Annotated in this window: 10 protein-coding genes; all 10 read left to right on the top strand. The window is 36.4% G+C overall.

Features of this window, described 5'->3' with window-relative positions; translation table 11 throughout:
• Positions 1 to 6: 6 nt before the first annotated feature.
• The 10 genes from ftsY (at position 7) to ADJ83_RS22205 (ending at position 13931) form a co-directional block, all read left to right on the top strand.
• Positions 7 to 996 (top strand): signal recognition particle-docking protein FtsY, encoded by a 990-nt coding sequence (gene ftsY / locus ADJ83_RS22250; protein WP_031534418.1) that lies wholly within the window; start codon positions 7 to 9, stop codon positions 994 to 996.
• Between the two features lie 156 nt (positions 997 to 1152).
• On the top strand, positions 1153 to 1419 hold the full coding sequence (locus ADJ83_RS22245) for a hypothetical protein (protein WP_031534420.1): 267 nt from the start codon (positions 1153 to 1155) through the stop codon (positions 1417 to 1419).
• A 398-nt stretch (positions 1420 to 1817) separates the two neighbouring features.
• Positions 1818 to 4166 carry a hypothetical protein gene (locus ADJ83_RS22240; protein WP_031534422.1) on the top strand — a complete coding sequence of 783 codons (2349 nt, stop codon included), beginning with the start codon at positions 1818 to 1820 and terminating at the stop codon, positions 4164 to 4166.
• Positions 4163 to 5095, top strand: a complete 933-nt coding sequence (locus ADJ83_RS22235; protein WP_031534423.1) for an ABC transporter ATP-binding protein — start codon at positions 4163 to 4165, stop codon at positions 5093 to 5095. Before ADJ83_RS22240 ends, ADJ83_RS22235 begins: the two co-directional genes overlap by 4 nt.
• Complete coding sequence (locus tag ADJ83_RS22230; RefSeq protein WP_031534424.1) at positions 5092 to 5937, top strand: ABC transporter permease; 846 nt, start codon at positions 5092 to 5094, stop codon at positions 5935 to 5937. Before ADJ83_RS22235 ends, ADJ83_RS22230 begins: the two co-directional genes overlap by 4 nt.
• An 8-nt stretch (positions 5938 to 5945) precedes the next feature.
• The gene (locus ADJ83_RS25780; protein ID WP_048719120.1) at positions 5946 to 7502 is read left to right on the top strand and encodes an AAA family ATPase; all 1557 of its coding nucleotides are present in this window, start codon (positions 5946 to 5948) and stop codon (positions 7500 to 7502) included.
• An 8-nt stretch (positions 7503 to 7510) separates the two neighbouring features.
• Positions 7511 to 8521, top strand: a complete 1011-nt coding sequence (locus tag ADJ83_RS22220) for an AAA family ATPase (protein ID WP_031534429.1) — start codon at positions 7511 to 7513, stop codon at positions 8519 to 8521.
• A complete protein-coding gene (locus tag ADJ83_RS22215; RefSeq protein ID WP_031534431.1) occupies positions 8518 to 9378 on the top strand; it encodes a DUF58 domain-containing protein in 861 nt (286 codons plus the stop codon). The genes ADJ83_RS22220 and ADJ83_RS22215 overlap by 4 nt, the downstream gene beginning before the upstream one ends.
• Positions 9379 to 9412: 34 nt before the next feature.
• Positions 9413 to 11185, top strand: coding sequence for a BatA domain-containing protein (locus ADJ83_RS22210; RefSeq protein ID WP_031534433.1), 1773 nt, complete (start codon positions 9413 to 9415; stop codon positions 11183 to 11185).
• Positions 11169 to 13931, top strand: a complete 2763-nt coding sequence (locus tag ADJ83_RS22205) for a VWA domain-containing protein (protein WP_031534434.1) — start codon at positions 11169 to 11171, stop codon at positions 13929 to 13931. The genes ADJ83_RS22210 and ADJ83_RS22205 overlap by 17 nt, the downstream gene beginning before the upstream one ends.
• The last annotated feature ends 345 nt before the right edge of the window (positions 13932 to 14276 follow it).

Here is a 14276-nt window from a genome sequence, read left to right as displayed (position 1 = left end):
TAATAATTGAGTTTTTTTAAAAAGTTAAAAGAAAAAATGTCTCAGCAGACGAGTACAGTAACCGAGAAGTTTAAAGAAGGATTATCGAAAACAAGAAATAATTTTTCCGAAAAAGTCAATGATCTCGTTTCTCGTTATCGTAAAGTAGACGAAGATTTCTTTGAAGAGCTGGAAGAAATATTAATTGGCGCAGATGTTGGCTTTGAAACAGTTTTGGAGCTAATTGATGAATTAAAAAATGAAGTCAAGCGAAAAAACATCCAAGATCCAAAAGAAGTCCAGGATGTTATTTCAGAAAAGCTCGTTGCTATTTATCAGAACGGAGAAGAAGAATCTTCTACAATTAATATGCAAGCAGACGGCTTAACGGTGATTCTTTTTGTAGGTGTCAATGGAGTAGGAAAAACAACGACAATCGGTAAGCTTGCCCATAAGTTTAAAGAAGAAGGCAAAAAGGTTTTACTTGCTGCAGGAGATACTTTCCGCGCTGGAGCTATTGAACAATTAGAGGTGTGGGGAGATCGTGTCGGAGTGGACGTCATTAAGCATACTGAAGGCTCTGATCCAGCAGCAGTTATGTTCGATGCAGTACAGGCTGCAAAATCTCGTCAAGCAGATATTCTTCTTTGTGATACAGCTGGAAGACTGCAAAACAAAGTGAATCTAATGAAAGAGCTAGAGAAAGTAAAACGAGTTATTGAGAGAGAGGTTCCAGGTGCTCCCCATGAAGTTCTACTCGTGCTAGATGCGACAACTGGACAAAATGCATTAGTACAGGCGAAAACGTTTAAAGAAACAACAAATGTAAGTGGGATTGTCTTAACTAAATTGGATGGCACAGCTAAAGGTGGTATCGTGCTTGCAATTCGCAACGAGTTGCATATTCCAGTAAAATTTGTTGGTTTAGGAGAAAAAATGGATGATCTCCAAAGCTTTGATCCAGAAAGATATGTATATGGCTTGTTTTCAACATTAGTAGAAGAAAGTGAAGAGTAAAAAGTGAATTTACATAGATGTCGCAAAGGAAACTTTGCGGCATTTATTTATTGGCTGTTTTTTTGATTGTTAAATATTTGCAAAGGCGTAATAAAAATAAGAATAAGTAGAATAATAAAAAGTAGCATATTACTTTATTTTTCGGAGGGAAAACGTATGATTATTCAATGCGTTGTTTTACTTGTTCTTATTGGAGGAATTGCCTTAATGATAAAAGGACATCTTGTAGAACATCATGCCTATGTTCAACTTGGAGACTCCTTACCAGCTAAAAAAATGGAGGAAGCAGACTGGGGAAATCTGCTTACTTTAGAAGAAGAAAATCTATTTCTAAATAGTTTATCAGGCATGCGCATGAAAATAATCGGCGCGCTTTTAATTGCGATTCCAGCAAGTATTCTAATTTTATTTCATATTCATTAGTTTTTGGTTTGGCTGAAAAAAGAGCAAGATTGGCTGATATAATGGCTAGATGACATATAAATTAGATTTTTGTTTGATTATACAGGATGCTTTTGCTATCAATTCGTCCGAAAAGTAACCAAATCAATAACGGATATATACTAAAACTCCTGTTAACTTTCACAAACAGGAGTTTTTGATTCGAAAATACTAAAAAATAGTTTCTGGCATATAAAACCTTTCGACCATTTCCTTCGTCTAATAACGAAAGAAGAAAAATTTTACAAAAAATATGTATAAAAAGTATAGTATATTGTAAAATTACATTATGAAATTTTTTCTAATTTGGTGTAGGGTGAAAACTATTACCAATCGTCTATTAAATAGAATGAAAAAATAAAAAATGGGGGAAACACAGTTTGCGAAAAGTCAAAAAAGTTTTAATCATCTGCTTTATTTTATTTTTGGCCACCACTTTTATTGTGAAAGAAGCAAATGCAGCAAGTACATCCGGCATAAAAATTACAACAGAAGCTGGCTTGGATGGCAAAGTAATGGATGGCAAAGGATTTATGCTAAAGGTCACGATTGAGAATAAAGAGAAGGATTTCAAAGGTGACTTACTTATTCCTTATTCTCCTAGTTATGATATCGGTGGACAAACATTAGTACCTGTCGACATACCAGCAAACAGCAAGAAAACGTATACCGTAACAATACCAGGGATTTCTTCGGATTCTAACTATACTAGTAATAAAATGAAATTATATCGAGATAGCTGGCAAAAAGACGAGGAAGTAAGTTTTACTGGTGTTAAAGAACTAAGGCTTACCTTAATTTCAGATCAGACTTTAGGCATTCTTACCGATCAGTATGACAAATTTAAAAATTTGCGAAAGCTTTCAAGCAGTTCCATTTTTACGACAGAGCTACTTAAAGAAGATATACCAGATCAAGCATTAGGCCTTGAAACGCTAAGCTATTTAATGGTCGATCAATTCTCATTAACAGAATTATCAGAAGAACAGCAACTGGCGATTAAGAAATGGATAGAAAAAGGAGGAATCTTAATTACCGGTGCAACGACAAATGGAAAGCAAGCATATGGCAATTTAGAATCACTAATGCCATTGGCTTTTGGAAATGAAGAAGAGATTCCATTGTCTGGAATTGATACAAAAACGAAAGAACAGGAAAAGATAACTGCTTTTCGGTCTTCTCTAACAGACAGTTCTGACGCCATAACGATACATAATGAGCATCCACTGGTTGCGAAAAAAAATCTTGGGGAAGGGAAAATTATTCAAACCTCTTTTTCACTTAGTGATTCTACCTTACTGAATTGGCAAGACTTTAATAGTTGGATGGAAAATCTATTGCAAACAGAGAATACACGGATAACGGCAAATTACCAATATAGTGGGAATCCTTTAAGTAATCTGTACTATCAATTTGTCGAATCAAATGAGTATTTTAAAAGCTCTACGATTACAACTGGTCTTTTATTAATAATACTGGCAGGTTATTTATTAGTTATTGTGCCAATATTGTATTTTATACTAAGAAAATACGATAAAAGAGAGCATGCTTGGTGGATTATTCCGTGTCTTTCGATTCTTTTATCATTAGGAATGTTTATTACTGGGGCAAAAGATAAAATAAAAAATCCGCAGTTGAATGAAATGGGTATCTACCAATATAGCAATAATTATTTATCTGGCTACCAAGCAACAACCCTTTTATCGAATAAATCCGGTGATTTTGCTTTAACCTTTGATCAAGATACATATACTCCTTTTCCTTATTTAGGATATGGAGAGCTGCAAGTTAAGGCTATTAAAAATGAAAAAGTGAAAAGTAGTGAAATCATTTTTCCAGAAGTAGAATATTGGTCTAGCCGTACCATGTATGGAAAAACCTCTATGCCAATGGAAGGTGGATTTAGCCATGATTTTGCTGTAACAGAAAAAGATATTTCAGGAACGATAACGAATCTGTATCCATTTGATTTTTCAAAAGTCTTTATCTGGTCAGGTAATGAAAAAATCGAGCTAGGTTCTATTAAATCTGGTGAAACAAAAAATGTTCAAGTCACACATAGCAATAAATACTTTTCTAGACCAAGTGGAAATGGCTATGGTTATTATATTTACGATTATAATGGCCATGATTTAAAGGAGTTTAGAGAATTAGTGGCGGAAAGCATGGTATTAAGTACGGATTACTACTTTAATAACATATCTACTGGAGATTCGATGTTAGTTGCGATTACGAATGAAGATATCGTGAATGTTGGGATTGCTAGCGAAAAGGAAACGAAAAATAGCACTAATTTAATCATGGAGCCGATTATTTTAACCAATCATTTTCCAGGAGCATTTACGATAAATGAAGGAAATATGGAACAAAAATTAACCGTTATCGAAGGAGCCATTTATAGTGAGAACTACCAAAATAATGATATTTCATTAGAGGATGGCGAGTATTTATATACACTTCAAATTCCTAAATCGTATGATATAAAATCGCTATCGTTTGATTCATTAACTGTTCAGCCAAATGGTAATCCAGGTGTCACATACAATATTTATAATAAAGAAACAGATTCTTATGAAAAAATAACTAGCCTTTTTAAAGTAGATGAAGATAAAGTTTCTGCTTATCTAGATGAAAATAAAATAATCAATATGAAGGTAGTAAAAGCAACGAATGGAGATCCATATATTCAGCTGCCGTCTGTTAAGATTAAAGGAGAGATAAAAGAATGATAGAAATTAAAGGTCTTTCCAAGAAGTATGGAAAGTTTACAGCGCTTGAACCGCTAGAACTTCAGATTGAAGAAGGATGTGTGTTTGGGTTTGTTGGTCAAAATGGGGCAGGTAAATCGACGACATTTTCCATTCTTGCTACTTTATTAGCACCTACCTCTGGCACGGCAACTATTAATGGAGCGGATATCATTAAGCAGCCGAAAGAGGTAAGAAAACAATTAGGGTATATGCCTGATTTCTTTGGTGTTTATGATCAGCTAAAAGCAGAAGAATATTTAGATTTCTATGGCGCTAGCTATGGGATTCCGGCAGCAAAAAGAGAAAAATTAATCCCACAATTATTAGAGTTAGTAAATCTTTCTCATAAGCGAAAGGATTATGTGGATCTTTTGTCGAGAGGAATGAAACAAAGACTTTGTCTTGCTAGAAGCTTAATTCATGATCCGGCTGTTCTAATTCTAGATGAACCTGCTTCTGGCTTGGACCCTCGAGCCAGAATTGAAATGCGGGAGATTTTAAAAGAACTAAAAAATATGGGGAAAACCATTCTTATTTCTTCACATATCTTGCCAGAGCTAGCAGAAATGTGTGATGTTATTGGAATTTTGGATCAAGGGAAACTAGTCGCACAAGGGACGGTATCAGCAATTCAGCAGCAATTGCAAAGTGAAAAAATGATTAGTGTAAAAACACTGGATATGCCAAAAACGATTGCATTTTTAGAAGAAAACCCACGAATTACAAAATTGGAAGTCTTGGAGAATGCTAAAACGATTCAATTCCAGTTTAAAGGCGGAGATGAGGAACAGTTGAGCCTTTTAAAAACAGCAGTTAATATGGAGATTCCGATCATTAGCTTCGCCGAAATGGAAAGTAATTTAGAGGATGTATTTATGGAAATTACAAAGGAGGTTGAATTCTCTTGAAAACCTACTTCATGAATCCTGTATTAAATAAAGAATTAAAGTTACGCTTTCGTTCAGGGAAAACATTTCTTGGAATCCTGTTTTATCTCCTTGCCCTCTCCTTGCTGATGGTTGCTTTTATGTTTGTACTAAGAACAACGAGCCCAGTTGGTTTTTTCAAACCGCAGGAAAGTCGTATGATGTTCATGTTTTTGGCGTTCTTTCAATTAGGTTTAGTGTTATTTATTACTCCAGGGCTTACTGGTGGAGTAATTAGTAGTGAGCGAGAAAGGCAAACATTAAGCATTTTGTTAACGACAACGCAAAGCAGTTTTACGATTATTATTGGAAAATTACTTTCTTCTGTTGCATATTTGGTTTTATTAATCCTTGCGAGTCTACCAATATATAGCTTTGTATTTCTATATGGTGGTATCTCCCCGACACAGCTAGTGCAAGTGTTTTTCTTTAGCTTATTTACAATCTTAGTTATTGGTAGCTTTGGTGTTTTATTTTCGACGCTGATTCGCAAAACGATTGTCAGCATGGTTACAACCTACAGTGTTACCCTATTTATTGTCGGTGGAACGGTCGTTATATCGCTCATTCTATTTCAAATGGCAGATATCTATTCTAGTTCTGTACCCAAAAAAGTACCTTCCGTCTATTTTAGCGCGATGTTTAATCCTGGTATTGTGCTAGCAGATATATTTGAACCAACCGTTTCTGATCAAATAAAGGAATGGACCGGGATAAAATTTCCTATATGGGCGGCACATGTCATTAGTTATTGTGTAGTTATTGCCCTTTCATTGACAATTAGCGTCCGTAAATTGCGAGCGAATATGACAAAAGGGAAGTAGATAATCGTATGGAAAACCACCAACAATATAAGGAATTAGTGAAACCAGTAAGAACGTCTCTAGCAAAAGAAATGATCGCAAAAGAGTTCTGTTTTTTACTTGCGGTTTTAGGAGGAGTATTTCTCCTTCTTTCTGTTATTGCCTATTTTTTTGTGCTTCCGTTTTTATCATCCATTCTTTTTCTAACAGCTTGTATCGGTGTCATTCTTTTTCTATTTCGATTATGGAGAAAATGGCCAACTGAGAAACAGGCTGTAAAACTATATAATCAGTTCGTTTCAGATGATTATGCAACGACTGCCTATGCCTATTTACAGAGTAATGGCGCTGTAGAACAGTTAGTTGTAAAACAGGCGATATCGGAAATGGAACAGAAGCAATTAGTTGTATTAAAACGGAAGAAAAGCTATCTCTCCCCGAAATTTGTTTTTTCAGGAGTTGCTTCTCTTGTTATTTGTGTCCTGTTGCAGCTTTTCCCATCCATTAATATGGAAGCAGCGAAGGAAAAAGAGAATGAGATAAAAACAATGGCTAAAGCGGAAAGAGAATTAGAAAAAGCAATAAAAAGAGAAACAAATCAACAAGTAAAAAAAGAACTTAAACAGGTTCAAAAGGAATTAGAGAAGAAGGATACGGTCGAAAAAACCTTTGCGGAATTGGAAAAACAAGCGAAAGAGCTACAGCTAAAAAAAAGAAAGCTTCAAGAGAAAAGCAATGAGCGACAAAAAGCGGAAGCAAAGCTGAATGAAGCTGGCTTTAAGTCTCTTTCTGAAGCCATTTCAGAGAAGGATCAAGAATTAGTCAAGAAGGAATTACAAAAAGCAAACGAGCAATATGATCAGTTAACAGAAAAACAAAGAGATGCCCTAAATCAATTGACTGGTGGAAATAAGCAGTTAACAGAAGAACAGTTACAGCAGCTATTAGACCAGATGGATGATTTATTAAATAATGAGAAGCTTCTTGAGCAATTGGAATCTGTACAGACTGAACTAGCTCAATTAGAAAATCTACTTAAAAATGAAAGTCTTGCAAATGGAATAACGGTACCTAATTCTAGCACAGTTGCTGATGGATCAAGTAATAATGGTGCGAATTCACCAGAAAATGCAAATGCTAATGGCCAACAAGGGCAGAAGGACAATGACGGCTCCACTAATGGAAATGATGGTAGCGACGGCTCAGGGAATGGGGATGGTTCAGGAACAGGGTCGGGCTCAGGATCAGGAAATGGATCAGGCTCCGGGAATGGTAGTGGATCTGGAGGAGGAAATGGCTCTGGAGCAGGATTTGGGGGCGGAAGCAGAGAGTTATTAACTGTCCCAGAAAAAGTAGATGGCAAAGATAATATTGAAGTGGATTCAGGTGAATTAGGGAATGGAAAGAAAGGTCAGGTGACAGAAGGGGAAGGTCCAGTTCTGAAAGGGAGTGTTCGTCCATATGAACAGGTATTTTCAGAATATGAAGATTCTTATAGGGAAAGTACATCAAGATATACATTACCACATGACTTGGAAAATATTGTGAAGAATTATTTTACCGATATAAAACCAAATGAAAAGTAGGGGAAAAGATGGAAAAAGAACCAGTAGAACAAGATTTTATCCAAGCAGAGTCTTTACTTAAAAAGGTGAAAGAAGAGATTGGCAAGTTTATTGTCGGACAAGAAAAAATCACTGATGAGGTACTTTGGAGTATGCTAGCAGGCGGACATGTACTTTTAGAAGGACTTCCTGGTCTTGGAAAAACGATGATGATTCGAACAATTTCGGAAGTAATGAACCTTACCTTTGCACGTATTCAGTTTACGCCAGATTTAATGCCTGCAGATATTACCGGTACGATGGTGCTACAGCCTGATGAGAAAGGCAAACAGCAATTTGATTTTCATGAGGGACCTTTATTCAAGCATATTGTCCTTGCTGACGAAATCAACCGAGCAACACCGAAAACGCAAAGTGCTTTATTAGAAGCAATGGGAGAAAAAACGGTCACCATTATGGGAGAAACGAAAAGATTAGAAGCGCCATTTTTTGTATTAGCAACTCAAAATCCTCTCGATATGGAAGGAACATATCCATTGCCTGAGGCCCAATTGGATCGGTTTTTATGTAAATTACATGTAACTTATCCTTCAAAAGAGGAATTAAAAGCAATTATTAAGCGGACTACAGGAACAGACTCAACCACTTTGAATCAAGTTGCCACTGTAGAGAATATTATTCATTTGCAAAGTCTTGTTAAACAAATTCTTGTGGCTGATGATATTTTAGACATTGCAGTAAATATTGTTTCTGCTACTCATCCAGGCTCAGGGGATGTGACAGAATTAGGAAACAAGTATATTCAGGCAGGCAGTGGACCAAGGGGGCTACAGTCTTTAGTAACGATGGCAAAAGCTAGAGCGTTAGCGTCTGGAAGATTGCATATTTCTATTGCCGATTTGCGATATGTGGCAGTGCCTGTTCTTAGACATCGAATTTTGCTTAATTTTGAAGGGGAGATTGCGGGGGTTACTCCAGATCAGATCATCGAAGATATTTTGGAAAAAACATTACGTATTGAAGCAGGGAAGGGTCGATGAAGAACTATCATTCCTTATTAGCAAGAATGAATCGAAAAAGCCTGCAAGTTTCGATGAAGGGTACAGGAATGCAAAATGGCAGAAGAAAATCTCATATCCATGGCACTTCCCTGGATTTTGCTGATTATAGAATCTATCATCCTGGTGATGATATCCGCCAAATTGATTGGAATGTCTATGGTCGCACGAATAAGCCATATATTAAAAGATTTCAAGATGAAAAAGAGATTTCTGTTAGTATACTCCTTGATGCTACTTCTTCGATGAAACAAGTCCCTTCTAAATGGGAGTTAGCAAGAGAACTAGCAGCAAGCTTAGCTTATATTACACTGTCTCATGAGGATCGATTGAGTTTTGCTGCTGTTTCAACAAAGCTTTCCTTTCATCGCAAAGGATCGGTTCATAATAAAAGAACCTTTTACGAAATTGTCGATATGAAGGAGCAGACAATAAATGAAAGCTTCACACAATCATTAATTAGCTCTTTATCAGCGCCGTCACAAATGATTGTTTTGATAACTGATGGTTTAGAAGCATTGTCGCTTTTTGAGGAAAGTTTTAAACGGCTAAAATTTCGAAATCAACCTATATGGCTGATTCAATTACTAAGTGATACGGAAATAAATCCGCATCTTTCTGGCGATATACAATTAGTTGATAGTGAAAATGGAAAAATGGTAGATGTAAGTCTTAATAATTCGATTAAAACGCTTTATAAAAAAAGACTAACACAGCATAATCAGGAGCTAGAAATTCTTTGTGCCACACATGGAATCCGTTATTGTCAAATCAGCGATAAATTAGATATACAAACAATCATTTTACGTGAACTAGCATTTACTGGATTGGTTCAATAATTCTTATTCATTTCGAGCCAAAAGGAGAGAAAAAATGCATTTAGCAAATCCATACTACTTTTTGCTGCTATTTTTAATTGGATTATTTATCCTATTATATTTTTTTCGGAAGAAATATACTAAACAAATCATCCCTTCCAATTTACTTTGGGAGGAAGTTCTTAAGGAAATGAAGGCATCCTCATGGTTACATAAATGGCAAAATAACGTCTTATTCTGGCTGCAGCTTATTTGCTTGCTTTTGCTGATGTTAGCACTTGTAGGGCCATATTTTGCTAAAGAGGCGATTAAAGGGGAACAAATCATTTTTATGTTTGATACATCGGCTTCGATGGCCGCAAAGGAAAATGCCTCTAATAGATTAGAAGAAAGCAAAGCTGCTGCGTTAGAAATGATGGAACGTATTCAGCAAAACCAATCTGTCACGGTTCTCGAGGTAAATGATCATCCTAAAATACTTCTACATGATGAGTCAGACCGATATAAAGTAAGTGCAGCGATTAAAGACATAGAGCTTTCCTATACCCATGAAGACTGGCAAAGTGCCACAGAACTAACCGCAAGCCTAGCAAAAGAGGGAAAAACGGCTATTCATATTTTTTCTGACGGAGTAGAGAAGGAAAGGATACAGAGTATTAATTCCTTCTACGTAGAAGTACATAATCAAGAACAGGAAAAGCCAGATAATATTTCGATTTTATCTTTTGGTGTATCAAAAAATGGTGATGGAGTAGCAGGGATTGCTTTGGTGGAAAATCAATCAGATTCCCTTAAGACAATACCTTTTCAAGTTGAAAGCGAAAAAACAGTGCTTTATCAGCAAGAGATTGAGCTACAGCCAAAAGAAAGAAAAATAATCGCAATAAACGATTTACCCGAGAAATCTTATTACAATGCCAAACTTACTGCTACAGATGATTATGTAATCGATAATAGGCAAACCGCTGTATTTAATAGACAGATTACAACTATGTATACAGATAAGGAAATGAATCCTTTTTTGGTAAAGGGGTTTGAGGCGATTGGTCTTCGTGTCATCCAAATGGAGGATAAAACAGAATTTTTAACGAAACAGGACAGTATTTTCCTATTATCTGGTTCTACGCTACCTGAAAATATTGGGGCTCCGTTTGTATTCTTTTTTACGGATGGAAAAAAAGAAGAATTACAAACAGAGATAGAACAAAGTGAAGATGAATTATTATTACATGTAGATATGAAGGATGTTTTTATCGCAAGTGCTATAAAGCAAACGATGGAAAGTATGAAACCGATTGTTAAAAGTGGAGAGCTGCCGTTGATTCAAAAAGGGGAAGTAAATAATCAGCCAGCCATATTCATTCAATTTGATTTAAAAGATAGTGATTGGCCATTACACCCAAGTTTTCCGATTCTTTTATACAATATGTATCTATGGCTTTCCTCACAATCCAATTATGTTGGAGATTTTCAGCCTTTAGAATCAAGAACCATTTCATTAACAAATCAAGAATCCGATTGGGATATATATAATGAAAATGACCAATTAGTAGACTCCTTTTCGATGGAAGATGGCTTCCAGGCACCGAAGCTACCAGGTGTTTATCAGCTTACAAATGATTCTGAGCTCCTTTATTTTTCTGTGAATTTAGATGACCGAGAGAAGACCATTGAATCGCAAAAGTCGTTTATATTAAACGAGACCCAACTAAAGGAAAATCAGGTTACAAAAACGGAAAGTGATTGGCTATGGTATGTTTTATGTTTACTTGTTCTTATCATTTTATGTCTGGAATGGGAGGTTTATCGCCGTGCAAATAGAGTTTAAATACCCATTCATTCTATTACTATTCCTTCCTGTTGCTTTTCTTCTTTACCGATATTGGAAGCAGATGAAGATGATGACAAATAGAAAGGAAAGTCAGGTTATACTCTTTTTAAGAACATGTATTTTTTCCCTATTAATCATTGCGCTTGCTATTCCTCAAATAGTTTTGCCGCAAAAAGAAACACAAGTTGTATTTCTAATGGATCGAAGTGCAAGTGTACAAGATTCAGGAGACCAGCAACTCGAATGGCTGGAAAAAAGCGTGCAAAATAAGAACGAAAAAGATGAATATAGTGTTCTTTCCTTTGGAGAGAAAGCAACCATTGAACAAATGATGGGAAAAGAAGGTCTCCGTTTTCCAAAATGGAATGAGGAGACAGGGAAAGATCATACGAATATTGAAGGGGCCATTAATCTTGCCAGTAGTGTTTTTCCGAATAATAGTGGTGGAAGAATTATTCTATTTACGGACGGAAACGAGACGATGGGGAATCTCATCGAAGCTGCGAAGTTATTAAAAAATCGCTCTATCGAATTAGATACTGTTTTGCTCCAATCGCATTCTTATGAAGATACTGCCGTTAGTGAAATAGAAGTGCCTTCCACTTTATATGAAGGGGAACAAGCGTCGGTTTCTGTAACGATTGAGAGTAATATTGCAAAGAGTGGATTGCTTCATTTTTATGAGAATAATAATAAAATTGTTTCCAAGTCAATTGAAATAAAAGAAGGAACAAATGTTATCCCAATCCAGTTTCCAGTGGAACAGGCTGGATTAGTAACCTATAAAGCGGAACTAGAATTGACGAATGATGCTTACGCTGAAAATAACAAGCTGCAGGTCGTGAATATGGTTAAAACGATTCCGCAAATTCTCTTGGTTCAAAATGATTCAAATAAAGCGCTCGTACAAATCATGGAAGGAGCAGGGTATAAAGTAGAGGTACGTTCATCGATTCAGCTGCCAACCGTACTTCCTGGCTATTTGAATTATCAGTCGATTATTTTTAATAATATTGCTGCAACAGATATTACGGAAAATCAAATGAGTCTTATCGAAAAAAGTGTCAAAGACTTTGGTGTCGGTTTTCTCATGACAGGTGGGGAAGATAGCTTCGGGCTAGGGGGATATTTTCAAACACCTATAGAGAAGCTTCTCCCAGTAGATATGGACATCAAAGGAAAAAAAGAAATGCCTTCAATGGCGTTAATGATTGTTTTAGATCGATCTGGAAGTATGGATGGGCAAAAGTTTTCGTTAGCGAAAGAAGCGGCAGCAAGATCGGTTGAATTGCTTCAAGAGACAGATACGTTAGGGTTTATTGCTTTTGATGATAAACCATGGGTGATAGTGGAGCCTAAGCCTTTGAAAAATAAAGAAGAAGTAGTAAATAAAATTCGTTCTGTTCCAGTTGGTGGAGGAACTGAAATATATGGGTCATTAGTGGAAGCTTATGATCAAATCAGTGATTTAGATGTAAAAAGAAAACATATCATTTTACTCACCGATGGACAATCTGCGACGAATAATGATTACGAAGAGCTAATTAATGAAGGCAGTAAGAAAAATGTTACGATGTCAACGGTAGCTTTAGGCGCAGATGCGGACCGAAATTTGTTGGAGGAATTAGCAAAGCTTGGGGCAGGGCGTTTTTATGATGTACAGGATTCAACGGTTATTCCTTCCATTTTATCAAGAGAAACTGTTATGGCGACAAGAACCTATATTGAAGACAATCCATTTTATCCTAATATTAAATCTGGCTATGGATGGGATTCGTTGTTTAGTCAAGGAATTCCCCAGATGAATGCCTATATCGCAACAACACCCAAAGCAGAAAGCACCGTTCCGATTGAAAGCACAAAGGAAGATCCGATATTAGCAGAATGGCAATACGGTTTAGGTAAGACGATAGCTTTCACTTCTGACGTAAATGGTGCATGGAACGGGGATTGGGCTCGCTGGAACCAATGGAGCAGCTTTTTTACAAAAGTGGTCGCGAATACTTTGCCACAGTACGATTCAGAAGCGTATTCTTTATCTGTCGAAAAAGAGCAGGATCGAACCTATTTATCCGTTTCAGCAGATAAATTATCGATGCTCCCGATTGAAACAACCATTATTTCAGAAAGAGGAGAAGTGGTTGAAGGAAATACAAAAATGATTGCCCCTGGAAAATATGAGGTGGATGTTGACAATGATCCAGGTCTTTATTTTATTCATGTCAAACAGACGGATGAGGATGGAAATGTCACCGTTTACCAATCAGGCTTTACCGTCCCTTATTCTGATGAATATTTAATTACCGGAGCCAATGAAGAAAAGGTAAACGAGCTTCTGGCAATAACTGACGGCTCTCAGCTAGAAAAAGAATCACAAGCATTTCGACCGCTAAAGAATCCAGTTAAACAAAAGCAGGAGATTACAGAAGTTTTGCTGTTCATTAGTTTCCTGCTTCTATTGATAGAAATTGCCATTAGAAGATTAGGATTACCAGTTAAATTCCTTGCTGTGTTTGAAAAAAAAGAAGGTGTTAAACGGCAAAAGACCTTTAAGCAAAAGATCAGCTCAGCACCTAGAGAGACACCAGTATCTATAGGGAAAGAGGCACAGCTGGATTCTAATAGAGAAACAAATAAAAAACAAGCAAAACCACCGAAAAAGACGAAAAAGCTAAATACAAAGGAAGAGAACGAAAACCATTTGGATCAATTGTTAGAGATGAAGCGGAAGAAAAAACGATGAGATAGGTTGGTATGATACGAACTGCGGGTATACTTTAAAAGTTATCTGCAGTTTTTTATGGAAGCAGCGGTTTAGGTTATAAACTGGTTTATAAGTAACAGAGGAGCGTTCTTTGAGCCCGAAAGTAAGGAAAAGAAGAGGAGAAGGTAACATAGAAACCTTATAAAAGCCCATTTGTATTTATTAAAAACAAACTAGGGAAGAGACAACATTAAATTGTCGCATTTTTAAAAGTATCTCAGTCAGCCCCCCTACTAGTTTGTACAACGATAACCAGGCGCTTCCGCTTTTCAACTAGTCCAGCTCCGGGTGCCCAGGGGCTGATGGGCTTCACGATGCTACCCT

It is taken from the genome of Bacillus sp. 522_BSPC, from assembly GCF_001076885.1.
Classification (GTDB): Bacteria; Bacillota; Bacilli; order Bacillales; family Cytobacillaceae; genus Niallia; species Niallia hominis.
Note: the sequence above shows the minus strand (reverse complement) of the source record. Positions and strands in the feature narration are given on the sequence as shown.